This window comes from Hoylesella nanceiensis DSM 19126 = JCM 15639 (genome assembly GCF_000379965.1).
In the GTDB taxonomy this organism is placed as follows: Bacteria; Bacteroidota; Bacteroidia; order Bacteroidales; family Bacteroidaceae; genus Prevotella; species Prevotella nanceiensis.
In genome coordinates this window covers 477,218-503,745 of record NZ_KB904328.1, presented here as the reverse complement: position 1 = coordinate 503,745, position 26,528 = coordinate 477,218, and the positions used below count along the sequence as shown (strand labels likewise).

The 26,528-nt window shown below is 40.8% G+C and carries 19 protein-coding genes; 15 read left to right on the top strand and 4 right to left on the bottom strand.

What is annotated here, in order from left to right; genetic code table 11:
- The first annotated feature begins 24 nt into the window (after positions 1 to 24).
- Complete coding sequence (locus tag A3GM_RS0105030) at positions 25 to 780, top strand: lipopolysaccharide kinase InaA family protein (protein WP_018362307.1); 756 nt, start codon at positions 25 to 27, stop codon at positions 778 to 780.
- A 122-nt stretch (positions 781 to 902) separates the two neighbouring features.
- Here the strand turns inward: A3GM_RS0105030 and A3GM_RS11830 are convergent, their stop codons facing one another.
- Positions 903 to 1,025, bottom strand: coding sequence for a hypothetical protein (locus A3GM_RS11830; RefSeq protein ID WP_262502613.1), 123 nt, complete (start codon positions 1,023 to 1,025; stop codon positions 903 to 905).
- Between the two features lie 482 nt (positions 1,026 to 1,507).
- Between A3GM_RS11830 and A3GM_RS0105020 the strand changes: the two genes are divergently transcribed.
- The 6 genes from A3GM_RS0105020 (at position 1,508) to A3GM_RS0105000 (ending at position 6,775) form a co-directional block, all read left to right on the top strand.
- Positions 1,508 to 1,744, top strand: a complete 237-nt coding sequence (locus A3GM_RS0105020) for an acyl carrier protein (RefSeq protein WP_018362305.1) — start codon at positions 1,508 to 1,510, stop codon at positions 1,742 to 1,744.
- Between the two features lie 206 nt (positions 1,745 to 1,950).
- Complete coding sequence (gene fabF, locus A3GM_RS0105015; protein ID WP_018362304.1) at positions 1,951 to 3,213, top strand: beta-ketoacyl-ACP synthase II; 1,263 nt, start codon at positions 1,951 to 1,953, stop codon at positions 3,211 to 3,213.
- Positions 3,203 to 4,231: a ribonuclease III gene (rnc, locus tag A3GM_RS0105010; protein WP_018362303.1), complete on the top strand. Its 1,029-nt coding sequence runs from the start codon at positions 3,203 to 3,205 to the stop codon at positions 4,229 to 4,231. The genes fabF and rnc overlap by 11 nt, the downstream gene beginning before the upstream one ends.
- Positions 4,232 to 4,287: 56 nt before the next feature.
- A complete protein-coding gene (locus A3GM_RS11540) occupies positions 4,288 to 4,719 on the top strand; it encodes a hypothetical protein (RefSeq protein WP_154648093.1) in 432 nt (143 codons plus the stop codon).
- A gap of 24 nt (positions 4,720 to 4,743) precedes the next feature.
- Positions 4,744 to 6,540, top strand: coding sequence for an LTA synthase family protein (locus tag A3GM_RS0105005; RefSeq protein WP_018362302.1), 1,797 nt, complete (start codon positions 4,744 to 4,746; stop codon positions 6,538 to 6,540).
- 22 nt (positions 6,541 to 6,562) lie between these two features.
- Positions 6,563 to 6,775, top strand: coding sequence for a DUF7675 family protein (locus A3GM_RS0105000; RefSeq protein ID WP_018362301.1), 213 nt, complete (start codon positions 6,563 to 6,565; stop codon positions 6,773 to 6,775).
- 135 nt (positions 6,776 to 6,910) lie between these two features.
- Here the strand turns inward: A3GM_RS0105000 and lgt are convergent, their stop codons facing one another.
- The 3 genes from lgt to pncB all read right to left on the bottom strand — a co-directional run bounded on the left by lgt (position 6,911) and on the right by pncB (position 10,553).
- Entirely contained in the window at positions 6,911 to 7,762 is an 852-nt protein-coding gene (gene lgt, locus A3GM_RS0104995; protein ID WP_018362300.1) for a prolipoprotein diacylglyceryl transferase, read from the bottom strand.
- A gap of 120 nt (positions 7,763 to 7,882) precedes the next feature.
- Entirely contained in the window at positions 7,883 to 8,983 is a 1,101-nt protein-coding gene (gene ychF, locus A3GM_RS0104990; RefSeq protein WP_018362299.1) for a redox-regulated ATPase YchF, read from the bottom strand.
- A 349-nt stretch (positions 8,984 to 9,332) separates the two neighbouring features.
- Positions 9,333 to 10,553 carry a nicotinate phosphoribosyltransferase gene (gene pncB / locus A3GM_RS0104985; protein WP_018362298.1) on the bottom strand — a complete coding sequence of 407 codons (1,221 nt, stop codon included), beginning with the start codon at positions 10,551 to 10,553 and terminating at the stop codon, positions 9,333 to 9,335.
- Positions 10,554 to 10,754: 201 nt separating this feature from the next.
- Here pncB and A3GM_RS0104980 point away from each other — a divergent pair, with 201 nt between their 5' ends.
- The 8 genes from A3GM_RS0104980 to A3GM_RS0104945 all read left to right on the top strand — a co-directional run bounded on the left by A3GM_RS0104980 (position 10,755) and on the right by A3GM_RS0104945 (position 26,152).
- Positions 10,755 to 11,513, top strand: coding sequence for a YaaA family protein (locus A3GM_RS0104980; protein WP_025829802.1), 759 nt, complete (start codon positions 10,755 to 10,757; stop codon positions 11,511 to 11,513).
- 388 nt (positions 11,514 to 11,901) lie between these two features.
- On the top strand, positions 11,902 to 15,024 hold the full coding sequence (locus tag A3GM_RS0104975; protein WP_018362296.1) for a SusC/RagA family TonB-linked outer membrane protein: 3,123 nt from the start codon (positions 11,902 to 11,904) through the stop codon (positions 15,022 to 15,024).
- 16 nt (positions 15,025 to 15,040) lie between these two features.
- Positions 15,041 to 16,561, top strand: coding sequence for a SusD/RagB family nutrient-binding outer membrane lipoprotein (locus tag A3GM_RS0104970; RefSeq protein ID WP_026216128.1), 1,521 nt, complete (start codon positions 15,041 to 15,043; stop codon positions 16,559 to 16,561).
- Positions 16,562 to 16,643: 82 nt separating this feature from the next.
- Positions 16,644 to 17,714, top strand: coding sequence for a glycoside hydrolase family 18 (locus A3GM_RS0104965; RefSeq protein ID WP_018362294.1), 1,071 nt, complete (start codon positions 16,644 to 16,646; stop codon positions 17,712 to 17,714).
- 92 nt (positions 17,715 to 17,806) lie between these two features.
- Positions 17,807 to 18,976 (top strand): DUF1735 and LamG domain-containing protein, encoded by a 1,170-nt coding sequence (locus tag A3GM_RS0104960; RefSeq protein WP_025829804.1) that lies wholly within the window; start codon positions 17,807 to 17,809, stop codon positions 18,974 to 18,976.
- 11 nt (positions 18,977 to 18,987) lie between these two features.
- Positions 18,988 to 19,965 (top strand): DUF4999 domain-containing protein, encoded by a 978-nt coding sequence (locus tag A3GM_RS0104955; RefSeq protein WP_018362292.1) that lies wholly within the window; start codon positions 18,988 to 18,990, stop codon positions 19,963 to 19,965.
- A gap of 350 nt (positions 19,966 to 20,315) precedes the next feature.
- Entirely contained in the window at positions 20,316 to 21,965 is a 1,650-nt protein-coding gene (gene hcp, locus A3GM_RS0104950; RefSeq protein ID WP_018362291.1) for a hydroxylamine reductase, read from the top strand.
- Positions 21,966 to 22,408: 443 nt separating this feature from the next.
- On the top strand, positions 22,409 to 26,152 hold the full coding sequence (locus A3GM_RS0104945; RefSeq protein WP_018362290.1) for a LamG-like jellyroll fold domain-containing protein: 3,744 nt from the start codon (positions 22,409 to 22,411) through the stop codon (positions 26,150 to 26,152).
- Positions 26,153 to 26,528: the final 376 nt, after the last annotated feature.

Below are 26,528 nucleotides of genomic sequence, written 5' to 3'. Positions count from 1 at the left end.
CATTATATAAGACCCCGAAAAGATATGGCATACAAAATAATGATTGATGAACAATACGAAGACATGCGTGCGTTTTTAACCTCTATTCCTTCTATCTTCGACACAGAAGGCGTGGAGATATACGACGGACGCAACACCATTAAATCGTTTACCCTGCCTAATGGCGAAACGATTAACGTGAAGAGATTTCGTAAACCTTCGTTTTTCAATCTACTTGTCTACTCTTTAAATATCCGAAAGCCAAAGGGTTTAAGGGCTTTTCAGTTTCCTTATATCCTTAAAAAGAAACAAATAGAAACTCCGCAGAGCGTTGCTTATATCGAAGAGCGCAACGGCTTACACCTCTTGCAATACACTTATTACGCCTACATCAAATGCCCTTATACCAATGATTTATACGATATGGGTGGCAAACGAGATGGCGAAGCCTTTGAAAGAGCCGAGGCTTTGGCGGCTTTCACGGCGCACATGCACAACGAAGGGGTGTTGCATAAAGACTTTTCGCCTGGTAATATTCTTTGGGATAAGGACGAAAAGGGATATCACTTTGCAGTGATCGACATCAACCGAATGGAGTTTAAGCAGATAGATATCAACGAAGGCTGTGCCAATTTTGCACGTCTTTGGGGCATTACCGATATCTTTAGAACCATGGCAAGAACCTATGCCAAAGCCAGAAACTTTGATGTTGACGAGTGCGAACGACTTGTTGTGATGCACAGAAACAAGTTTTGGAAGAACTATGGCAAGCGACATTACATCAGTTTTCCGCTCGATTAGTTGCCCGTTTACCGCCTTTCGTTTCGACAAGTGAGCCTCATCGTACTTCTTCTGCAGTCCACTTGCCCATCTTCACAGTCCAGTTTGCCTGCATTCTGTATTCAACTCATCATCTTTTCATCTCAACATTTCAACATTGTCAGTAGAGTTCTGCTGTTTGTTCCTTCCACTTCGCTTCCTTTTTCCGTCCCTTCTTCCACTTTCGCACGTCCGTTGCGCAAGCATCTCATTCTACTTATTTTCAAAGCTCAGAGTCTTTCTCAAAGCAGGTCTATTCGCCTGCTTTGCAATAGCATTGTTTTTGTCTTGCAATAGCACTGCTTTTCAATTGCAATAAGACTGCTTTTATCCTTCAAAAGCAGTGCTTTTAAAACCTCTCTTTGGCTCGTTTGGTCATCTATATTCTCTTCTTTTTTCCTCATTTTGGGTTTATCTCTCTTATATATAATAAGGTGTAAAGGCGAAAGAAAAGGGACTTAAAAAGCAAAAAGAGGGCATTAACGAGGTCATTTTCACCCCAAACACCCCAAAAGTGCATCAGACGAAAAACAAAAAAAGGCTCATTTTTCTCGTCAAAAGACCTAAAAAGTATGCACAAACTACCCCCTTCTGTGCAAAAAAGGTCGTTTTTTGAGAAAAATATTTGCTGAATTAAATAAAAAGTCGTTTCTTTGCATGCGATTTTCACTTAGAAATTTAATTACAAACATTTAAAAAACAAAGAATTATGTCAGCAATTGAAGAAAAAGTAAAAGCTATTATCGTTGATAAACTTGGTGTAGATGAAACAGAAGTTAAGCCAGAAGCAAGCTTCACTAACGACCTTGGTGCAGACTCACTTGACACTGTTGAGCTTATTATGGAATTCGAAAAGGAATTCAATATCTCTATTCCAGACGATAAAGCAGAAAAAATTTCAACTGTAGGAGACGCAATCGCTTACATAGAAGAAAACTCAAAATAATTATAAAAAGTTGAGAATTGAGCTATAAGAGATAGACTTGAACAAAGAAAGATGAAGCGATTTGCCCTCGGGTAACAATCTATTCGCATCATCTCTCCTTGTTCATCATCTATCTCTTATTTGTATATTAAACAGCACAGGTAGATCAATTCACTTTTTAGATCTTCTATATTACTTTTGGTCTCCACTTAAATTCAATAATAAAAATGGAACTTAAAAGAGTTGTTGTTACAGGACTTGGTGCCGTAACACCCGTTGGAAATACTCCAGAAGAAACTTGGAACAACCTAATTAACGGTAAAAGTGGAGCTGCTTCTATAACAGCTTTCAACACAGAAAAATTCAAAACCACCTTTGCATGCGAGGTTAAAGACCTCAATATCAATGAGTATATCGATCGCAAAGAAGCTCGTAAGCTCGATAGATACACTCAATTGGCTATCATTAGTGCAATGCAGGGAGTTAAAGACGCTGGTTTTGATTTAGAAAAAGAAAACCTTAACCGTATTGGCGTTGTGTATGGCGTGGGTATTGGTGGTATTAAAACCTTCGAAGACGAGGTTACCAACTATGCTACTCGCAGAGAAGAAGGACCTAAATTCAATCCTTTCTTTATCCCAAAGATGATCGCTGATATCGCATCAGGACAAATTTCGATGCTATATGGCTTTCATGGACCTAACTATACAACCACTTCTGCATGCGCATCATCAACCAATGCGCTCGCTGATGCATTCAACCTTATCCGCTTAGGCAAAGCCGATGTAATGGTAAGTGGTGGTGCTGAGGCTGCAATTTGCGAATGTGGAGTAGGCGGTTTCAACGCACTTCACGCACTATCTACTCGTAATGACGACCCAGAACACGCTTCTCGCCCCTTTAGTGCAAGTAGAGATGGATTCGTTATGGGTGAAGGTGCAGCATGTATTGTATTAGAAGAGCTCGAACATGCAAAGGCTCGTGGTGCTAAGATCTATGCTGAAATGGTGGGAGAAGGCGCAAGTGCCGATGCACATCACATCACAGCGAGTCACCCAGAGGGCTTAGGTGCGAAGCTTGTAATGAGCAATGCGCTTGAAGATGCACAATTAAAGCCAGAAGATATCGATTATATCAACGTACACGGAACATCTACTCCTGTTGGAGATATATCAGAAGCGAAAGCTATTAAGGATCTTTTCGGCGACCATGCATATAAACTTAACATCAGTTCAACAAAGTCAATGACTGGTCACTTGCTTGGTGCTGCTGGTGCAGTAGAGGCTATGGCGTGCATTCTTGCAGTGCAAAACGACATCGTTCCTCCAACAATTAACCACGAAGAGGGCGACGATGATCCTAACATCGACTACAAAATGAATTTCACATTCAACAAGGCTCAGAAGCGAGAAGTGCGTGCTGCGCTTAGCAACACATTCGGTTTCGGTGGCCATAACGCATGTGTAGTGTTCAAGAAATATGCTGAATAGTAATTTCATAGATAGAATAAAGCTCCCATTCCGCAAGGAAAAGGAGCTTTATTTGTCGTTATATACTATCCTTGGGTTCTATCCTCGCAACATAGAATTATATCAAATGGCGTTGAGCCACAAGAGTATTCACTTTAAAAACAAAAAGGGAAAACCCGTAAACAACGAGCGATTAGAATTCTTAGGCGATGCCATTCTCGACGCAATAGTCGGAGATATCGTATATAAACACTTCCCTGGAAAACGTGAAGGCTTTCTAACCAACACCCGAAGTAAGCTTGTTCAAAGAGAAACACTCAACAAAATAGCCCAAGAGATTGGTCTTTCTCGACTCATTTATTCAAGTGGTCGCAACTTTTCTCACAACAGTTACATGGCTGGAAACGCCTTCGAAGCACTCATAGGAGCGCTTTATTTAGACAGAGGTTATAACCTTTGCATGCGCTTTATGCAAAAGAAAATCTTAACAAAGATGGTCAACATCGACACAGTGGCTTATAAAGAAGTGAACTTTAAGAGCCGACTTATCGAATGGGCGCAAAAGAACAAGATGAACATTGCATTCAACTTGTTAGAACAAAAGAAAGATGATGAAGGCAACCCTGTATTTAAATACTGCGTGGTGATCGAGGGAATTAAGTGTAATTCGGCATCGGGCTTCAGTAAGAAGGAGAGCCAACAGCTCGCATCAGAAGAAACATTAGAATATATTAAGAAGAATACTCGTTTCTGTGATGCCCTTTTTGAAGCCAAGAAAAAACGACAAGAAGCCGAGCAGAACAAAGAAACTGCCCAAGAACAAACCGTAGAAAGCACTGAAAACACAACTCAACCTGCTCAAGAAGAACCTTTAGAAACAACAGTAATTACTACTACTGGAAAACCAAAAGAAGAGGTTGTGGAGATGAAAGAGATTGACGAATTCGACTTATCGGATATCACTGCCAATCCAAAAGAACCCACACAAGAAGAAATTATTGCTGCTGCTGAAGAAGCTGCATTTGCAGGTAAGGAGTAGAAGAAAATTAAAAAGGACGTCAATTGGCGTCCTTTTTAATTGTATATACAAACGAAGTGGGGGAGAGACTATATACACTTGAAAGATACATTGCCCACTATCAACATAGATTTTTGTCACCATTCTTCCTCTCTAACGCCTCAAAACATCAAAAGAGGGTAGTAATAGGTTCAATAAACAAAAAGCCTTTCACAGCAAAAGAAAAGCACTCACAGCGCAAGTCTGCACCACCCGAAAGCAAAGGCAATGCTTTCTCCGCCCAAAAACAATGCAATTACACCCCAATATCACTGCTTTTGCACCTCAATAGCAACGCTTTTGCGCACCCACCGCTCAACGCTTATCCACAAAGCCTTGAGCCAACACAACAAAGTGGGGCAACAAACAGGAAAAGAAAGTATATTTTTTGCCGTTTCATTCTATTTTTCTATTTTTGCATTGATAAAATGAAACTGCTTTCAGAGCACTCCAATCGCTCGAAAGAATAATGATAAGATTTAATCGATTTAGAGATGAAAGAATTATTCAAGCGTCTTTTTCCTTCCACTATGTGGACCTCAACAGCATGCTTCTACGCTGCCGTTACCTTCATCAAAATAATGCTTTTCAACATTATATGGTGCTATCAAACCACCTTCACGGCTTTTTCTTACCCCGAAACCTACATCAACACCATCTTAGCAACCTTTATTTTGGTTGCTCCCTACATGCTTGCACGAAGCAACCGACTACAATTGTTGGTACTCTTGCTCATCGATGCGGCCTTGGTTTGTAACTTGATGTATAGCCGAACCTATAATTCTATCATTCCATTGGATAGCTATGCGTTGGCTGGAAACCTATCCGACTTTATGCCAAGCGTTGTAGATTCGATGCGATGGATTGATCTTCTCTTCCCATTAACAACCATTGGGGCGATGATCTACACGGCTTCACGAGGAAAGGAAAAGCACAAAAGACTTCGTTTTAACCGTGTTTATGGCGCATGGACTTTGTTTTTCGCCTGCATCTCTATGGTGCTTGTATTTACAAAGGGCGGCTTAAACAAGGCTTTCAACAAGTTGCAAGACGCCAACCACTACACCTGCACGGTGCCAATGTATACCATTAGCGGTTGTTTGTTGAACGAAGCACTTCAAAATAAGGAGGAGTTTACACCTGAAATGCAGAAAGAAATTGACGATTGGTTTGCTCAACAGCCCGACTTTTTGCCTCAAACCGACTGCCTAAGTCAACGCACCAACCTGGTGGTTATCTTGTGCGAGTCGCTCGAAAGCTGGGTTTTGGAGCGCAAAGTGGAGGGAAAAGAGCTCACACCGCACATCAATCAACTTTTAAAAGATTCTACCACGCTCTATGCTCCCAACGTTCTTACACAGGTAAAGGGCGGAAGAAGCATCGACTGTCAGCTCCTTTTAAATGCGGGTATGTTGCCCATTGCCAATGGTTGCTATGCTGTTCTCTACCCCAACAACAACTTTTACACCCTTACCAAGGCGGTTACTGAGGGCAACAAGCACAATGCTACGCTCTTAACCGTCGACAAAGAGGTGACATGGAACCAAGGAATGGTGGCTAAAGCCTTTGGTATTGGCACCATATTCAGTAAAGATAGCTGGGTGTTAGACGAGAAAGTGGGCTCGAGAAAGAAGCTCGGCGACGTGTCGTTTATGAAACAATCGGTAGAGAAAATCAAGAAAAATGTGGTGCGAATGAGCCCCAACAACAACTATCTTCAATTCGTAACCTACTCGGGTCACAATCCTTTTAAACTGCCTGAAGCACTCCAACAAATTCAATTAAAGGGCGATTATCCTGAAAGAATGCGTGACTATATGATCATGGCGAACTACACTGACAAGGCAATTGGCATCATTGTAGACTATTTAAAGAGCCGACCCGACTACGAAAATACGCTTATTGTGATTACAGGAGACCACGAAGGACTTGCTGCCGATCGTGCTTCTCTATGCCAATCTACCGCAGGTAAGGGCATCGTGTCGCCACAGCAGTTCACTCCTTTCATCGTTCTTAACTCGCCAAAGGCTATGCGTTATAACGAGGTGATGGGTCAAATAGATATGTATCCCACCATTTTAAGCCTGTTTCAAGTGAACAACTACGCTTGGAAAGGAATGGGACAAACGATATTCGACTCACGAAAAGCCCCCATTGCAATAAGTCCTAACGGCGAAGTTGTGGGCAATACCAAGGGCGTTTCGGCACAAGAAATCAACCGACTAAAACGTGCTTGGCACATCTCCGACTTGATGTTGCGCTTCAATAAAATGCCTTCGCAAAAGAAATAGGGTGAAATAAGAAGAAGAAATTATGAAATATGATTTTTATAAAAACAACAAAAAGGACACAATATACTGGGTTGACAATTATGATATCATAGGAGAATTTCTGTTTTCTTTTGACAAGAAAACAATATATAACCTGTTTAGAGACTACCCTTACAAGTTAAATAAAGAACAAAAGGAAATATTTGATAAGGAAAATCCATATTGGGCAGATTTCTTTAGCGAAAGAGATAAATGAGAATTAGGCACTACTATGACTCTATTATACGATCTGTTCCTTTCGTTTAAAGGCCTTCATTGATATAAGAAAAGCGGAGATAGTCACACAAACTATCTCCGCTTTAGTTGTATATTGTTATTCAATGCGTTCGTATTACGATTCAGCTCCTAACTTTTTGAGCCACTTTCCGCCCACCATACATGCCACTCCGATGATGATAAAGGGCACACTTAGTAATTGACCCATATTGAAAAGCATTCCCGACTCAAAGCTCACCTGCACCTCTTTGGTGTATTCTATAAAGAAACGGAAGGTGAAAATGAGGGTTAAACACAAGCCAAAGAAGAAGCCCGAGCCCACTTTTTGAGGCTTTTTCTTATAGAAATACCAGCCAATGAAAAAGAAGATGGCATAAGCAATGGCCTCATATAGCTGACCAGGGTGACGTGGTTGCATGTCAACACGCTCAAAGATGAAAGCCCAAGGCACATCGGTTACGTTACCAATGATTTCTGAATTCATCAAATTACCTAAGCGAATGAAACACGCTGTCACTGGTGTTGCAATGGCAATGTTATCGAGTACACGCCAAAGATTAACGTGAGTGTGTTTGTAATACAGGTAGAGTGCAATCATTAAGCCCAGCGTTCCGCCATGAGAAGCTAAGCCTTCGTAGCCCGTAAAGTGCATACCTCCATTAGGTAAGAACTTTATTGGCACTAAAATCTCAACGAAATGCTGAAACGAACTCAAGAAATAATCGGGCTGATAGAATAGACAATGCCCCAAACGTGCGCCCAACAAGATGCCAAAGAAGCAATAAAGAAAGAGCGGATCGAAGTATTCTTCCTTGATTTTTTGGTCGTTATAGAGCTTTTTCACAATGAGATAAGCGAATAAAAGACCAAGAAGCCAGCACAAAGAGTACCATCTAATGGCTAAAGAACCAATTCTAAACAACTCTACGTTGGGGTTCCAAACAATATAAAGGATAGTGTTTAGCATAATAAGTTGATGTTGAAGGGCATTTTGTTTTGCACCCGTTGATATATAAATAAAAAGAGCATAGCCTCTCAATATGTCGCTTTGGACAGTAAAAGACGCTATGCTTATAAGTTAGTTGCGTTACACGTTAAATCTAAAGTGCATAATATCGCCATCTTGCACCACATATTCTTTACCTTCAATACCAAGCTTTCCAGCCTCACGAACAGCTGCTTCAGAGCCGTATTGAATGTAATCTGCATACTTAATGACCTCTGCACGGATAAAACCTTTCTCGAAATCGGTGTGAATAACGCCTGCACATTGAGGAGCTTTCCAGCCCTTTTGGTAGGTCCAAGCCTTCACTTCCATTTCTCCAGCAGTGATAAATGTTTCCAAGTTCAATAGCGAATAAGCCTTTTTAATTAATCTATTCACTCCCGATTCGGTCAAACCGAGCTCTTCAAGGAACATTTGTTTGTCTTCATAGCTATCTAATGAGGCGATATCCTCTTCGGTTTTGGCAGCGATAACCAATACCTCTGCGCCCTCAGTAGCAGCTATTTCAGCTATTTTTTGAGTGAACTCATTACCCTCTTTCGCTGCTGTTTCGTCTACGTTACAAACGTATAGCACAGGTTTAGAAGTGAGAAGGAACAAGTCGTGTGCTGCTTGTATTTCCTCTTTGCTTTCGAATTGCACCGTTCTTGCATTGAGTCCTTGTTCAAGAACCTCTTTATAAGCTTGCAAAACAGTAACCATCACCTTTGCATCTTTATTTCCTGCGGCTGCAATCTTTTGTTCTTTAGCCAAACGATTGTCGACCGTTTCGAGGTCTTTCAATTGAAGTTCGGTGTCAATAATCTCTTTATCACGCACAGGATCAATGGTTTCGTCTACGTGTGTAATGTTTTCGTCTTCAAAACAACGAAGAACATGGATAATTGCATCTGTTTCTCTGATGTTACCTAAGAACTTATTACCAAGTCCTTCGCCTTTAGATGCACCCTTAACAAGTCCTGCAATGTCTACAATTTCGCATGTAGCAGGAACAATTCTGCCTGGATTAACGATCTCTGCAAGCTTTGTTAGTCGTTCATCAGGAACGGTAATAACACCTACATTGGGTTCAATTGTGCAGAAAGGGAAGTTTGCTGCTTGCGCTTTTGCGCTCGATAAACAGTTAAAAAGAGTTGACTTACCAACGTTTGGAAGTCCAACTATACCGCATTTTAATGACATCTAATTCTTATTTATGATTTTCTTTTGCCTACAAAGTTAGCGTAAAAAGGAGAGTTTACAAAGAGAAAGAACCATTGTTTTTTGTTTTTTATCACTCAAAGGCATTGTTGTGGGGCATAAGTGGCTGTTCTCTTTGGTTTTCATTTAGTTGTGATTAAAAGAAAAATCGCACCCTCTTATCTTTCAAAGAGCGTGCGACGATATAAAGATTGTAGTTTATTTTGCATCTATAGAGATAGGCGGTGCAGGCATTTATCAGTCTGTATAAAGGCGAACGAAAAAGCCTTTAGGGTCGTACTTCTATCTGAATGAGAACGAAAAGCACGAGCCAAGTCACCCGCCAACTATTCTACTTAATCATTTTAAGCAAGTAAGCGCATTTCTCGGGGTTACCAAGTGTCTTGCCTTTGTCGTTCGAAAGCTTCACACAATCGTGCCATTCACGATTCTCAGTGATGCGACATTGAGTCAATTTCACCACGATATTCATCGAATTAGCGTTCTCCACATCGCATGTTAAGAATGTTCCTATACCATAGCTGTCTTGCATTCTGCCGTCGACATACTTGTGAATTTCAATTGCTCGCTTAATGTTCAACCCGTTACTAAACACCACTTGTTTGGTTTGAGGATTGATTCCCAATTGTTTGTATTTAGAGATAATCTTCTCAACTTGCTCTTCTTCCACGCCACTGTCTACACGCAAGCCCGTAAACATCATAGCCATACGCTTCGAAAGGTTGTTGAAGAACACCTTATCGCCAAAGCAATCGTAAAGATAAATACCATTATCTCCGTCGTAAACGTCGCTAAATTTGCGCATCACATTAAAGTTACATTCGAACACTCCGCTCACATTTTCTTCAAATTCGATGATTTGGTGACTCATTGTTCCAATGGGGGTGAGTTGATGTTTCATAGCAAAGTAGACATTACTTGTGCCCACTAATCTACCCGTCCACGCATGAAAGCCGTCGGCATCGGTAGTACCTTTCTCTTGATACACCTCTTTCAACACACGAACCACCATGTCGTGATGTGCAAACGACAAGCGTCTTCGGGTGCCCATGTCGCTCAACACCAAGCCGTTCGAAAAAATTTCAACAGCCTTTTCACGAGCTCTTTGCTCCTCTCTTTGCGCATCATAACGCTCAATGTCGCCCAAAAGGGTGTGCATCAATTCCGAAACAATGGTTAAGATAGGCATCTCCCACATAATGGTAGAATACCACTTGCCTCGAATAGAGATAGCAAGATGTCCTTCTTCGTCTTGATTTATCATCACTTCATTAGGATTAAAGCGATAGCCTCTCAAGAAAGTAAAGAACCACTTAGGCAGATAATACATCTTTTCTTGCATGAAACGTATTTCCTCTTCGGTAATAACCACGTTGGGCATCAAGTTGATTTGCTCTTGAACCAGTTGGTCGAAACCTTTTGGATACACTGTTTTATTTCTGTCGAAGAAGGTATATTCTACTTCAGCACGAGGGTATTTCTGAAGTACATAATATTGACAACTGAAGGTATAGGCATCGTTGTCGGTGAAGTGTTGAATGATTTGATTCATAATCAGTTTCTTAAGTGAGTGAAGAAAGCAATGCTTTTACACTGCAATGTTATTGCTTTTGATGTGCAATATCAGTGACATTGGCACTCAATAGCATTGATATTAGCAACGCAAAAGTACGATTAAATTTTTAGAACGCTCTCGTTTTAACAGAAAAACACTATCTTTGCCCTTAATAAACCTCAAATAATTCTTTTTTATATGCAAATACTTTTGTCGTGTGCTAAAGACATGATTGCCCAAGCCGAGTGTGCAAAAATTCAACAAACTGAACCCCTCTTTCTGCAAGAAGCCATCAACAATGCTCGTGAAATGGCTGCTTATTCGGCAGAAGAGCTGTCGAGCATGCTCAAAATCAACGCTCAGTTGGGGGCGATCAACAAAATGCGCTACAACGATTTCATGCTCCCTCAAACCACGCTCCCAGCGGTTTTGGCTTATTCGGGCATTGCATATAAGTATTTAAATGCGCAGTCGTTCTCGAAAAAACAGATGAATTTCGCTCAGAAACACCTGTGGATCACCTCGTTCTTATATGGTCTTTTGCGCCCATGCGACGGCATTAAGAACTACCGACTCGAAGGAAATGTGGTGCTCCCCCATAACAATCAGTCGATGTTCGACTATTGGAAGCCTCTGCTTACCGATTGTTTAATCGACTCGGTGAAGCAAGACGACGGCATACTTGTGTATCTTGCCAGTGCTGAAATGAAACGTTTGTTCGACTGGAAGAAGGTTACTAAGGCCATTAAAGTGGTTCAACCCGAGTTTATGGTGCACAAAGATGGAAAACTAAAGAGCATTGTTGTATATGCAAAGATGTGTCGAGGAACGATGACAAGATATATCATTGAGAACGAATGTAAGCATATCGACCAGCTAAAAAACTTCGATTTTGAAGGTTTCGAGTTTCATTCTGAAGATAAAAAAGCAGGCAAACTGCTCTTCACGCTCGGCTAATTGCAAACGAAGTGCTCGTCTTTACCTCAACACGCCTGCCTCTTTTGTTGGTGGGTTGTGTGCTCAATAATCTAACTTAATGATGCTCTTTTGTGGAAAAGCTTTGCTGAAAAGCTCAGGAAAAGGGTCAAACAATGGTTTTCAATAGGCTTCATTGGGTGCCTATAACACACTTATATCCACTCCCTTTCATTAAATTTGTATTTAGTTTTACTTATTAATGTTAAACAAGTACATAGAAAACAAACCTTTACAAATCATTATATATATTTGCATTGATAAACCTAAACGGCTAAACAATCAATAGCTATACAATAAAATGAAGCTCTCTCGATATCTTTTATTGAGGTCTTATGTTCGAACAGAGCATTAATAAATCTATAAATAAATGAAAACAGGAAAAATTTTCCCAGTAAGTGTTTTTCTATCTTGCTGCTGTTTAGAAGCATTTGCAAGTGCACCTGCCAACTCTACTCATCTTTTAGGTAGAAGTTCAATGGATCTTAGCCCAAATGTAACAGCTTTAGAGAACCGAGAAGCACAACAGTCTAACAGTGATGTTAAGGTAGCAGGAAGAGTTGTAGACGAAGCAGGCGAGCCTGTTATTGGTGCAACCATTCGCATAAAAGGCGCAAAAGCTGCTACCAATGGTGCCATAACAGATGCAGATGGCAAGTTCTCGTTAACCATTCCTAAAGGTGCAACCCTTTTAGTGAGCTACATTGGTATGGCTACTCAAGAGGTAAAACATGCAGGAAGTGGCAGTTTAAACATTGTTTTAAAAAGCGATGCACTCACAATAGACCAAGTGGTGGTGACGGCATTGGGTATTAAACGTGCAGAAAAAGCATTGAGCTACAACGTGCAAAAGGTGTCGGCCGAAGAGCTTACACGCAACAAAGACGCCAACTTTGTTAACTCGTTAGTGGGCAAGGTAGCTGGTGTTCAAATCAATACAGGTGCAGGTGGAGCAGGAAGTGCTGTGCGTGTGGTGATGCGTGGTACAAAGTCTATCGAAAAAAGCAACAACGTTTTGTATGTAATAGACGGTGTTCCAATGTATAATCACTCTTTTGGTGGAGGCGAAGGAGCCTACTCAACACCGATGGGTTCGGAGAGTTCGGCTGACATAAACCCCGAAGATATTGAGAGTGTAAACATGTTAACAGGTCCATCGGCTGCGGCTTTATATGGTAGCGACGCTGCCAATGGTGTTGTGATTATTAACACCAAGCGTGGAAGTAAAGACAAAACAACGGTTACGGTGAGCAATAGTAGCACGTTTTCGCATGCGACCTTCTTGCCAAAAACTCAAAACAGCTATGGCACAAGCTCGGGTTTAATGAGCTGGGGAAGCCCACAAAACGGCAATTTCGACATTGCTAAATTTTTCAATACAGGCTCTAACATCATTAATTCGGTGTCGCTATCAACTGGTAATAGCAAAAATCAAACCTATATATCGGTTTCTACTACAAACGCAAAAGGAATTGTTTTAGAAAACACTTATTCACGTTATAATTTCACAGCACGCAACACAACATCGTTTCTTAACGATAAATTGCTGTTAGATTTTGGTGCAAACTATATCGTTCAGAAAGATGCTAACATGGTTTCTCAGGGTAAATACAACAACCCTTTGCCTGCTTTGTATTTATTTCCACGAGGAGATCACTTCGATGAAATTCGCAATTTTGAGCGTTGGGACCCTATTTTGGGCTACATGACACAATATTGGCCCTATGGAGAAGGGGTGCATTCGTTGCAAAATCCTTATTGGATTCAAAAGCGAATGACACGCACCACAGACAAACATCGCTATATGTTGAACGCTTCTTTAAAATGGAATGTGCTCGATTGGCTAAATGTTGTTGGACGTGTTAGAGTGGATAACTCAGAATATCGTTTGTTAAATAAGAACTATGCTTCGACTCTTTTAACCATTTCGGATGCGAATGGAGGCTACGGAGACCAAACACAACACGACCGAACAATATATGGTGATGTGATGGTTAACATCAACAAACGTTTTGGAGAGGATTATAATCTCACGGCAAACATTGGTACTTCGATTAAAGATCAAGTGTTTGAGGCTGCAGGAGGAGCAGGTAATTTGTTGCTACCAAACTTCTTTGCGATGAACAACATCAACTATTCGAATAAGTATAAAACCATTCAAGAGGGCTGGCACGACCAAACTCAATCGATATTTGGATCGGTGGAACTGGGCTATAAAGATATGCTTTACTTAACAGTTACAGGCAGAAACGACTGGGCTTCGCAGTTAGCTTATTCTGATCAGTCGTCGTTCTTCTATCCTTCAGTAGGCGTTTCGGCTGTAATTTCTAACATGGTTAAGCTTCCTAAGTGGATTACTTTTGTAAAAATGCGTGCCTCTTATTCTGATGTTGCTTCGGCTTTTGATCGTTTCTTGTCTAATCCAAGCTATCATTTCAATAATCAAACCCATTTGTGGGAGAAGTCTAATATCGCTCCATTAGAGCATATGAAACCCGAGAACACACGCTCGTGGGAACTTGGATTGAACTCTAAATTCTTAAATAACACTATCAATTTAGATGTAACCCTATATCGCTCGAACACCTATAACCAAACAATTTATGGCAAAACAAGTACATCTTCGTTGTATTCTGAACAAATTGTGCAAAGCGGAAACGTACAAAACCAAGGTATAGAGCTAACGTTGGGCTATCGCAACACATTCGGAAAAATTGGCGTTGCATCAACTCTCACCTACACATTAAACCAAAATAGAATTAAAGAATTATCAAAAGCAAGCGTCAATAGCGAGGGTATTCCTGAAATTCAAAAAGCCTATTTGGGCGCAAGCTCTGTTGCTCCACAAGTTATTCTACGTGAAGGTGGCACCATGAGCGATATCTATATCAAGCACGAATTGAAGAGAGATCCTAATGGAAACATTGCTATCGATCCTTCTTCGGGCAATTTAAGTATGCAAGAAACAGGCTTGAGAAAGGCTGGAAGATTAGCTCCTAACTACAATGTGGGCTGGAACAACTCTATTTCTTATCAAGGACTTACACTTGGTTTTGTTGTTTCTGCACGTGTTGGTGGATTGGTTTACTCGGCAACACAGGGTATTTTAGACTACTATGGAGGATCGCAAGCCTCTGCAGATGCACGCAACAATGGCGGTGTTCCTATTAATTATGGAAAGATTGATGCTAAGAAATACTATCAAACAATATCTACAGCAGAAGGAGGTTACGGCACTTATTACTTATATAGTGCCACCAATGTGCGCCTTCAAGAATTGAGTTTGAGCTATGATTTTCCTAAGAAATGGTTCCATAATAAGTTGAATTTATCTGTAGGACTACTTGCACGAAACCTTTGGATGATATATTGTAAAGCTCCATTCGATCCCGAATTGTCAGCTTCAACAAGTAGTAACTTCTATCAAGGGGTAGACTATTTTATGCAACCTTCTACTCGAAACATTGGTTTTAATGTTAAAGTTCAATTCTAAAACAACAAAGATTCTTATGAAAAATATAAGTAAAATAATAGCACTCTTTCTCTTTACACTTGGCGTTAGTGCGTGCACAGACAACTTTGAAGAGTATAACACGAACAAATATGCGGTGTATAAAGGTGTACCTTCTGTGCTTCTTCCTGCAATGATGGAGCCTTTGATGTTTGTTCAGCAAAACAATTCGCAGATGATAGACCAAATGGTGGGTGCATTAGGTGGTTATATGACCTGCTCGAACCGATGGGGTGGACAAAATTTCGATACCTTTAATGCTTCGGAAGGATGGAATGCTATTCCGTTTAACACTCCCTTTAAAGGACTTGTGAACCTTTATAGCATAGAAGAAGCTACTAACAAATCGGGACATTTCTGGGCTATGGCAACCCTATTAAAGGCTGCTGTGCTTATGAGAGTGTGCGATTGTTATGGCCCAATACCATATAGTAGTATTGCAAATGGTAAATTCAACACTGCTTATGAGTCGGTAGAAGATGTTTATGCACACATCATTTCCGACCTAACATCAGCAGCCAACACATTATATCAATATAGCAAACAATATCCTTCATCACGTCCTTTGGCGGCAAACGATTTGCTTTACGAAGGTGATTACAGCAAATGGGCACGCTTAGCCAACTCTATTGCACTGCGTGCAGCAGTGAGAATTGGCGACAAAACAGCTGCAGAACAAATATGTACAAGCCCTGCAGGATTGATAGATGCTAACCAATATAATGCTTTAATGTCGCCTGGAGTGCAAGGAAACCCATATCAATTGGCCTCAACAGGCTGGGGAGATCTTCGTGCAAGTTCGTCTATTGTCGATTATATGAATGGCTATAACGACCCTCGTCGTGATGCTTATTTCACCACATCGGCATTCGATCACACTCGTTATATTGGCATGCGCACTGGCGAAGCCGCTTTCCAAAAGGGAGATGTAGCAAACTATTCGTTGCCAAAATTTCAAACAACATCACCCCTTCCCATTTGTGTTGCTGCCGAAGTGGCCTTCTTAAAAGCAGAATGCGCATTGAAAGGATGGAACGTTGGTGGAACTGCTGAGGCGTTTTATAAAGAAGGAATAAAACTTTCTATGGAACAATATGGCGTAGATGCCAATGCAATACAAGCCTATATCAATAACAACACGGCAACACCCGATGGACATTCGAACGACCCTCGTGGATCAAAATATAACTATCAACGCAACACAAAGGTTAAAATTCAATGGGATGCTGATGGCAACGATCAAAACTTAGAACGCATTATCACACAAAAATGGATTGCAATGTACCCCATGGGACTCGAAGCATGGGCTGAATATCGACGCACAGGATTCCCCGAATTGGCTCCTTCGATCAACAATTTAAATCCTCAAGTGATAACAAATACGATGCGAGGAATGCGCCGTTTGCACTATCCTGACACAGAAAAAGACTTGAATAAGCAAAACTATCAAAATGCAATACAATTGTTGAATGGTGAAGATAACGAGGCTACAGACTTGCCTTGGGCTAAAAAAAACTAAACATTGGTATTATTAAAACAACCAAAATGTTAGTAGTTTTATCTAATCATTCCTAATTTATAAACGAATAACAATATATATTATGCACAATATTTTTAAAGCACTATCATTGTTTAGCTGCTCTTTAGTGGCGTTTGCGTGTAGTGATTGGACTGATGCAGAGGCAGTTCAAATGACAAAATATTCTAATACAGAGATTGCAAAGAAAGAAACCTACTACCAAGCACTAAGAGATTGGAAAGCAACCAAGCACTCTATATCGTTCGGTTGGTTTGGAGGTTGGAGCAATCCAGGCGCTTCTACAACCAATATGTTGGCAGGTCTTCCCGATTCTATGGATGTTGTTTCACTCTGGGACAACTCCACTAACTTGTCGGAAGGACAAAAAAAGGATCTCGAGTTCGTTCAAAAAGTAAAGGGAACAAAGGTTCTTTTCTGTAGCTTTACATCGTATGTGGGACAACATGCAACGCCAAAGGAACACGATATCGACGAAGCCACTCGAAATAAGTTCTGGGGTTGGGAAGATGGCGACACCAAAAAGCAAGAAGAGGCTGTTCGAAAATATGCCAATGCCATTGTAGACACGCTCAACAAATATAACTATGACGGATTTGATATCGACTTCGAACCAAACTATGGCTATGGAGGAAAGCTGGCAAGTAACAACGATTTGATGCATGTCTTCATCACCGAGCTGGCTAAAAGCATAGGACCCAAGTCGCCACATCCCGAGAAATTGCTCCTTGTAGATGGCGAACCACAAACCTTAAACGCAGAAACAGCACCTTATATCAGCTATTATGTGATACAAGCCTACTTTGCTAAAGAGGGCAATTTGGACGGCCGTTTACAAACAGGTATAAACAAATTTAAATCAGTTATGACTGAAGAAGAAATCACAAATCGTTATGTAATGACCGAAAACTTAGAGAGTGCAATCGATTGTTTAAATGGTGGTTATCCTTTTTCTACACGTGATGGACGCTCAACTCCTTATCGTTCATTAGAAGGTTTTGCTCGTTGGCAACCTACAAACGGCTATATGAAAGGCGGATTTGGAGCCTATCACATCGACGGCGAAGCAGTAAACACACCTGCTTATAAATACCTACGACGTGCCATTCAGGCTCAAAACCCAGCAGTGAGATAAGAAAATAAAACCTTATGGTGGGCTCTTTGTTCTACTTTGGCAGCAAAAGAAACAGCCCATATCATTTAAAATGAATTTTAAAAGATTTTTTTATGAAACTAATTCGATACATGCTTTTATGTAACCTGATATTGTTTATATCGTGCAATGATGCAGATTACAAAACGCTAAACAACAGTGCTTTCATCAACGAGAGCCGCACTTCATCGAGTGCAAAAGTGATTATCACCGACGATGGTGCAACAACCGAAATCACTCCATGCCTCTCTACAATGGCAACACACGACTGCAAGCTTAAACTTGTGGTAGATACTGCCTTGCTACATCAATATAACGAACAGCAAGGAACAAGCTATATAACACTTCCCGACAGCAGCTTCACAATGCCTTCAGAGGTTGTTATCCCTAAAGGACAATACTCTATCGACCCTGTAAAGATCAATATCAAGCCGCTAACACAAGCTATGATAGGCGAAAGCTATGCCATTCCCGTTCGTCTTATTAGCGAAGACAGCGACATTCCTGCAATGCCTAAGACGGGTTCGTTCGTCATTACAACCGAAGCAATTGTCACTTCATCACTTCCTCAGTTCACTGGTGCGCCAATGTTAGAGGCTGCAATGCCTAAGGGCGACGAAACATTTAACGAATATACCATAGAAGTTAAGTTCCAAGTGAGCGACACAGGCGACCGAGATCGTGCCGTTTTTGTTAACAGCGGACCTGGAGAAAGCAACTTTGTATTGCTTCGTTTCGAAGATCCTCAAAGCGACAATGGAGGCCATAAGGCGCACTCTTTGGTGCAAATTGTGGGCAGAAACCGCATTTATATGAATCCTTCTTTCTCTTTCGAGCCAAACAAATGGCAACACTTGGCACTCACTTGCGATGGTTCTCACTATCGTTTGTATATCAATGGTGCCTTTGCTGGTGTAAAAGACATCCCTGCTGGTAGCACCACCTTTAAACAATTTAAATGGTTCACCAAAGGAGATGATCCTTATAGCCGTTGGGGAAACTGCAAGATTCTAATCACCGAAGCCCGTGTTTGGTCGGTTTGTCGCACCGAAACACAAATACAAAAGAGCCAATCAACAGTAAGTCCGAAAGCAAAAGGCTTAGAAGCTTATTGGAGATTTAACGAAGGAACGGGCAATGTGTTCCACGATGCAACAGGAAAAGGACACACCATCACCACAACTCAAGCACCTACTTGGGTTGAAGGAATAAAGTCAACAGATGAACATACCGATTGGAAATAAAACAAAAAGTTATGAAACACAAATATAACCTACTTCAAATAGGTGGCTATGCCATAGCAGGCCTACTACTATTATGTGGTTGTCACAGCGAAAACAACACTGCAGAAGACGAGTGGACTGCCACTTATGTTTACCTACAACGGTTAGATTATTTAACTCCATCGCCCAAAACCTTCTATATTAATCATTCTGAAGAAGGTCTTTCAGGCGAAGTTAACATGCCTTTTGTGGCTAAAACACAAAAGCCAACCAGCCAAGATGTGCATGTAAACATCGAACTTCGTGATGCCAACGCCTCTAATATAGGATTGGAGCTACAAGACAACAAAGGCAAAAAAGTCGATGTTTCGCAAATTGTTATCAAAGCAGGCGAGCAACATTCCGACACCTTTCACATTGTAGCAACAAACCTTAACGAGCTAAAAACAAACGAGCAAAAGGTTAGTTTGTCGTTCGATGTGGCCCTAAAAAGCATCGAAACAACCCAACCCAACACACTCATTTCGCCCATGACAACGCTCAACAATCTCACAGCAAAGGTTGAAAAAGGAGCCTTGCAATCTATGATAATGGGCGAACCAAAGGTGAATGACGTGTTAGATCGTAGCTCTTGGACTATTACATTGAGTGAAGGAGCCGAAAATTCTGGTGATAATTTAATTGATGGAAACTATTGGACAGATGTTGCACGCAGTGGACAAGGCTTCACAATAACGATAGATCTTGGTAGTATCAAAACCATAACGGGTGTTAACACCACCTCTTGGTCGTGGACAAGCAATAACTATGCGCCCCAAGAAGTGGAGGTTGCCATTTCGCAAGACAATGTAACATGGAAATCGTTGGGCACAATTCAAACAAGTGGAGGCTATCAAAACATCACACTTTTAAGCAGTCCTAAGGCCCGTTATCTAAAATATAGCATCTTAAAGATGCCCGCAACAGGCCGTGTAAGTATTGTAGAATTCCACCTCTTTGGTACAGACTAAACACTAACAAAGCCAACGTTGCTTTTGCTTTCAACGCAAAATAAACTCGGTTTTTGTTTTAAAACATCAATAAAACAGACATAGGGTGCATTCGTTCATTCGAGTGCACCCTTTATTTTACCAAGCTTTTACACAGTCTTTGTGCTCCTCTCGAATAAATACCCACCACCAAAGCCTCACAACATCCCTTTTATATATAATAGGTGTAGCCCTTTGTTGCAGGGGCTTTACAATGAAAAAACATCAAATACTTAACTTTTTTTATAGCCCCAAAGTAACAATTGTTACTCTTGGAGTTTTCTTTTAGATCTAATTTTGCACCCAACAAGATTAAATTATACAAAAAGATTATGGAAAATAAGATGTTTTGTTTCCAATGTCAGGAAACAGCTAAGGGTGTAGCGTGCACCATTAAAGGAGTTTGTGGCAAAGAAGCTTCAACCTCAAACTATATGGATTTGCTTTTAGGAGTTGTGAGAGGCGTCTCTACTATCGAGCATCTTTTGCGTCAAAACAATATTCAAAGCGTTGAAGGAGTAGACAGTTTCGTTATCGATTCATTGTTCTCTACCATCACAAATGCTAACTTCGACGATGCATCTATCTTGCGCAGAGTAGACAAAGGTGTAGCACTTAAAAAGCAATTATTGGCTATCGCTGCTCAAAACAATATTCAGCTTCCCGACTATCAAGAAGTTACTTGGGGCGGAGAGAAAGCTGATTACGATGCAGAAAGCTTGAGAGAGAACATTCTTCGCAATGAAAACGAAGACCTTCGTTCATTAAAAGAGCTCACAGTTCTTGGTCTTAAGGGTATGGCTGCTTATGCAGAACACGCTGGAAGACTTGGTTATGCCGACCAAGAGGTGAACGACTTTATTCACAAAGCATTGGCAACCATCGCTGATCCTAATGCAGATATGAACACATTACTAAATATTGTGCTCGAAACTGGTAGCAAAGGCGTTAGCGCAATGGCTGTTCTCGACAAGGCAAACACCACTTCTTATGGTAATCCTGAAATCACAAAGGTGAACATTGGCGTTGGTAAAAACCCTGGAATCCTTATCAGTGGACACGATTTGCACGACATTGAAGAGCTATTAAAGCAAACTGAAGGTACTGGAGTGGATGTTTATACACACGGAGAGATGCTCCCTGCACACTATTATCCACAACTAAAGAAATACAAACACCTTGTTGGTAACTACGGAAACGCATGGTGGAAGCAAAGAGAAGAGTTCGCTGCATTCAACGGACCTATTATCTTTACAACCAACTGTATCGTTCCTCCAACAGCAAGAGACAACTATCGTGATCGTGTTTTCACTCTTAACTCAACTGGTTTCCCTGGTTGGAAGCACATCGAAGCAGACGAAAACGGACACAAAGACTTCTCTGAAGTAATCGAGTTGGCAAAAACTTGCGAAGCTCCTACAGAGATTGAAACTGGTGAAATCGTTGGAGGTTTCGCACACAATCAGGTATTTGCACTTGCAGACAAAATCGTTGAGGCTGTGAAGAGCGGTGCTATTCGTAAGTTTGTAGTGATGGGTGGCTGCGACGGAAGAATGAAGAGTCGTGACTACTACACTGAATTTGCAAAACAATTGCCTCAAGATGTAGTGATACTAACATCTGGTTGCGCTAAATTTAAATACAATAAACTAAATCTTGGAGATATAAATGGCATACCAAGAGTGCTCGATGCAGGTCAATGTAACGACTCTTACACATGGGCTGTCGTAGCTCTTAAGTTGAAAGAGATATTCGGTGCTGCCGATATCAACGACCTTCCATTGGCATTCAACATCGCGTGGTATGAACAAAAGGCCGTAATTGTACTCCTTGCACTATTGAGCTTAGGCGTGAAGAACATTCACATTGGTCCTACTCTTCCTGCTTTCGTTTCACCAGCAGTACTCAAAGTGCTTGTAGAACAATTCGGATTAGGAGGCATTACAACTGTAGAAGAAGACCTTCAAAAGATGATTGGATAATTAGAAACACTCGAAAACTTATTTATCTTCCATTCATAATGGTTGTTTTTCAATAAAGATAAATAGTATAATTCAATCCATGAGACACGAAAAAACAATTATCTAAATACGAATAATGTATCTACTTTGGGAGACAGGAACAATAGTTCTTGTCTCCCTTTCTTTTTCACCCCCTGGCAACAGCACTGCTTTCACCCTTCAATAACATTGCTCTTTGCACTCAAAAGCAATCGTTTTGCACCTCAATAGCAATGCTGTTCAAAAGGCATAGCTCAACTCCTCATTCTCAGGCAGATAGAAGTTCATTGACTAAAATCAACTAAATTATCCCAAAAATTTGTTTTATATCAAATAATGATGTATATTTGCACCGCTATAAGCATTTATTATTCACCCTAACAGTTAATGATATTGACTAAATTTTTACAATTATAAACAATCGTATGGCAAGTAAGAAACTACAATTGCTTATGCTTGGTTGCTTGGTTTCACCAGCAATTCTGCAAGCACAGTCATTGAAAAAAGAGTACATTCGATGGCAAAACAGCGAAGGCGACAAGCTTTCTGCAACAGTAGAAGCATGGAGCAGAAATGGAAAAGTAACAAGTGATGATAACTTTTTCATCTCTCGTGTTAAACCTAAGGCACGTTTCCGTAACCAAAACACACAGGTATTAAAAGACTTAAACGACACCAACGACAAGCGTTTGGTGGCTTGGGTTCCTTTTAACAACCCCGAAACCAACGCTCTACCCGATGGTATTTTCGACTCAGAGGTATTCTCTCTATGGTCGTATGTTAGCCACTGGGGAGACTGGACTGCTCCTCTTGGACGTATTCCAGCTGCTTTAATGGACGTAGCACATAAGAATGGTGTAGCTGTTTCATCTGCAGGTACAGTGCCATTTGGTAACCTTGGTTCTGAATGGGAGCGTGAATTGAGAGCTATCGGCTTATTAGATGCACAAAAATTAGCAAACTTCCTTTACTATTATGGACAAGATGGATTGGGCTATAACTCTGAATGGTCAGAATGGAACCGCATCACTCAAAGATTAAGAAACAAGCATATTGAGGTTAATAAGCTAATGGAAAGCAAGAACCCAATATTCGAAAACATGTGGTATGGATTGACCCAAGATAGAGGTGTTAATGGTTTTTCTAACGTATTAGATAACAATTACGCACTAACTTTTGGTGATAAAGACAATAAAGCATTCTCTCTTTTCCTTAATTATAACTGGAACTTTAGACAACGTCTTGCAAATTCGGTAGATTATGCAAGAAGTCTTAACAGAGATCCTCTATACCTTTATGCAGGTGTTAACATGCAAGGAGGTGAACCAAGAACAGATAGTTGGCCACTATTGAAAGACTATCCTATTTCAATTGGTTTGTGGGGGGCTCACTCTAAGAACATGTTCTGGGAAAGTAGAAATGAAAAAGGTAGCTCAGAAGAAACCATGCAACGTTCTTATATGCTAAGAACTGAACGCTATTTCACTGGCGGTACACGTAACCCAGCTAACACTCCAGCCGTAACAAGCGCAATGAAATACAACGTAGACAATAAAGATTGGCATGGTATGTCTACATGGATGACAGCTAAGAGTACTCTAAGCTGGAACCTAACAGACGAGCCATTCATCTCTTATTTCAACCTTGGTAATGGTAAATTCTTTAACTGGAAGGGTGAAAGAAAGAACAATAACTCTTGGTATAACATTGGTGTTCAAGACTACTTGCCTACATGGCGCTGGTGGTTTAGCACTAATCTACTTGGCAGAAACGTTCCTGAAACAGGCTTAGATGCTGAATTTACATGGGACGATGCATACGTAGGAGGTTCTTGTGTTCGTGTATTTGGTACACATACAAACGAATATCTACACCTATTTAAAACTCAATACACTCTACAAACAGGTGACGTTATCACCTTTAAATACAAACATTTGAGTGGTTCGGGTGATGTTAAGTTGGTACTTACCGCTAAAGGTAGCGAAACAAATCCTATCAACGAGAACGGATTCACATTGCTAACACGTGATCAAGCAATTGATGATGAGCACTGGGTAGAAAAGACTTTCACTGTAGGTAGCGAACTTGCAGGTAAAGATCTTGCATTGATTGCACTTCACTTCGAGAATACTAACAACATCAACATGTATCTTGGAGAGTGCTCTATCGTTAGAACAGCAGCAAGAACTCCTGAAACTCCAACCATTACCTCATCTAAATTACTTGCATTCAGCAAGTCAGGTGTAGACGGAAAGCTTATCTTTGAGATGGCAAACACCAAAAATCCAGGCGAACCTTGCTACAACTCAGATGTTCATGTGTCTGTATTTAAGTTGTGGGCACAACAAGAAGGCGAAGCAAACCCAACTCTAATGGGTATCACAACATCATGGGCTGGTATGTTCTATAGCATTCCTTTGAACCTATCTAACAACAGTACAAAAGTTCGTTTAGGTGTTTCTGCAGTATCATTAGATATGAAGAACGAATCACCAATTGCATGGACAAACTACGAACAAGCTCCTGCTTACGCTTATAACGATGCAGTTCATTGCAACAAAACCATCATTAAGCCAAACGAAGACTTTAAGATTGGTTTCGTAGACCCACGTCACACAGCTGCGAACTGGACACTTAAGAACAGCGAAGGACAAACAGTTGCTTCTTCAAATGGTACAACTGAATTCACTGTAAACAACCTTTCTGCTGTAGGTAACTACGACTTAGAGGTAACAGGTGAAGTACATAGCGAAACAGGTGTACAAACAACAACAAGAACATTCAAAGCTTTCGTTCAAATAACAGGCAATGAAACTGGTGCTCTTCCTCAAATTAAGACATTAACAGCTAATGGTTCAGACTCAAGAATTGATGTTCAAGCTAACCAAGCAGTAACAATGGCTTACACAGGTCGCCCTGCTGATGGTAAATTGTCAAGAGGTATCAACCTAAAAGAAAAGGGTTTCGTATTCAAAGCTACAGAAGTTGGTCTAACATCTAACAACCAAGAGTGGACAATGTCATTCTGGTTGAAGTTCAACAGCCTTCCAAGTGGTGGTATTCAAATCCTCGACTTGCGTCATCAATACACAAGTTGGCCACAAAATAACTGGGGTTCTATCTGGTCAGGATACGATCCTGCAAACAAAGTTCTTAGCTTTACCATCCGTGACACCAGAAATAATGGTAGCCCTGAGCACACACAAAACTGGTCGGTTGAATTCGAACCAGGTGTTTGGAGCCATGTAACTATCACAATGGAAAAGGGTACACGTGGTGTAAGAGAACATCTATTTATCAACGGTAAACCTGCAACTGCTAAAGATTGGCGTTACAATGGTTTAAGTGGAAGAGGCTATACTACAGAATTTTCTCCAACAACTACATGGTGGGACGAAAACAACTTCATGTTAGGATTTGGTAGAGCAGGACAAGCAGCCATTGATGGTGTGATCGATGATGTGAAGTTCTTCAGCAAACAATTAAACGAAACAGAAGTTGCAAGCAATTATCGTTCAACCGAAAAGAATACTGCAAACATGACAGCTTATTGGGATTTCGAACAAAATGCTGATGGAAATAACAAGTTTGCAAGCGTTGCTAACGGAACAACAGTTAAGGGTTATCGTGCTGAACTTGAAACAGGTGCAGGCGAAGGACAAGGTTCTCTTGTTCCAGTAGAGCCAATCTACGAAGCTGGTTCTCCATTCGTTGCAGGTGAAGCATTCTCTGTTGAAACTAAAGCAACATGGAAAACTCGTAAGGGTTCGTTCACAGATATGACTGGAAACGACGTTGCAGGTTCTGCAAAAGTTACTTACCCAACTGGTGGTGACTATGAAGTAACTCTTACACTTGAAAACTCTTATGGTAAAGATCAACGTACATTCCAAGTGATCCACATCGACGCTACAACTGGAATCAACGAAACAACTACCGAAGAGGTGAAGGCTTACACTGTAAACGATGATATCCTTGTTGAATGCGCACAAGCTGGTGCTTACACATTCGAGGTTTATAGCATCGATGGTATGCAAGTGCTTAAGAACAATGTGAATGTAGCTACAGGCAACACTGTACGCTTACACCTTGCTAACTCAGGCGTTTACATCCTCAAAGTGAAGAAGGAAGGTAAGACTTTACGCACTGTGAAGTTGATTAGAAAATAATCATCGAAATACAAATAAACGATTTACTTTAACAATAAATCACCAGTAAGCAAATGTCTTACTGGTGATTTTTTATATTCCCCCTTTTCTATTGTTCAGCAACACCTCTGCACTTGCTCTGTGTGGAAGCCTTGCAAAGGGGCTATAATTTTGTTCTAAGCGCGCAAGAGTCGGCTCGACGAACAACTATTCCAATTCACTTAATGAACGCTCTACGTTGCCTTTAAACACAGCCTCAGCGCAACGCTCTTTCAAAAGCTGTGCTCTTACTTCTCGAAAGGGTTGTTATTGTCCCCTAAAAGCAGTCTCTTTGCACCGCAAAAGCTGTGCTATTGAAAACGAAAAAGGCAGCACCCTCAAAAAGAGAGCACTGCCT

Bases quoted from the DNA above. Each gene is read 5' to 3' on its own strand.
- A3GM_RS0105030 (WP_018362307.1), top strand. From the start codon at position 25: ATGGCATACAAAATAATGATTGATGAACAATACGAAGACATGCGTGCG.
- A3GM_RS0105020 (WP_018362305.1), top strand. From the start codon at position 1,508: ATGTCAGCAATTGAAGAAAAAGTAAAAGCTATTATCGTTGATAAACTT.
- fabF (WP_018362304.1), top strand. From the start codon at position 1,951: ATGGAACTTAAAAGAGTTGTTGTTACAGGACTTGGTGCCGTAACACCC.
- rnc (WP_018362303.1), top strand. From the start codon at position 3,203: ATGCTGAATAGTAATTTCATAGATAGAATAAAGCTCCCATTCCGCAAG.
- A3GM_RS0105005 (WP_018362302.1), top strand. From the start codon at position 4,744: ATGAAAGAATTATTCAAGCGTCTTTTTCCTTCCACTATGTGGACCTCA.
- A3GM_RS0105000 (WP_018362301.1), top strand. From the start codon at position 6,563: ATGAAATATGATTTTTATAAAAACAACAAAAAGGACACAATATACTGG.
- lgt (WP_018362300.1), bottom strand. From the start codon at position 7,762: ATGCTAAACACTATCCTTTATATTGTTTGGAACCCCAACGTAGAGTTG.
- ychF (WP_018362299.1), bottom strand. From the start codon at position 8,983: ATGTCATTAAAATGCGGTATAGTTGGACTTCCAAACGTTGGTAAGTCA.
- pncB (WP_018362298.1), bottom strand. From the start codon at position 10,553: ATGAATCAAATCATTCAACACTTCACCGACAACGATGCCTATACCTTC.
- A3GM_RS0104980 (WP_025829802.1), top strand. From the start codon at position 10,755: ATGCAAATACTTTTGTCGTGTGCTAAAGACATGATTGCCCAAGCCGAG.
- A3GM_RS0104975 (WP_018362296.1), top strand. From the start codon at position 11,902: ATGAAAACAGGAAAAATTTTCCCAGTAAGTGTTTTTCTATCTTGCTGC.
- A3GM_RS0104970 (WP_026216128.1), top strand. From the start codon at position 15,041: ATGAAAAATATAAGTAAAATAATAGCACTCTTTCTCTTTACACTTGGC.
- A3GM_RS0104965 (WP_018362294.1), top strand. From the start codon at position 16,644: ATGCACAATATTTTTAAAGCACTATCATTGTTTAGCTGCTCTTTAGTG.
- A3GM_RS0104960 (WP_025829804.1), top strand. From the start codon at position 17,807: ATGAAACTAATTCGATACATGCTTTTATGTAACCTGATATTGTTTATA.
- A3GM_RS0104955 (WP_018362292.1), top strand. From the start codon at position 18,988: ATGAAACACAAATATAACCTACTTCAAATAGGTGGCTATGCCATAGCA.
- hcp (WP_018362291.1), top strand. From the start codon at position 20,316: ATGGAAAATAAGATGTTTTGTTTCCAATGTCAGGAAACAGCTAAGGGT.
- A3GM_RS0104945 (WP_018362290.1), top strand. From the start codon at position 22,409: ATGGCAAGTAAGAAACTACAATTGCTTATGCTTGGTTGCTTGGTTTCA.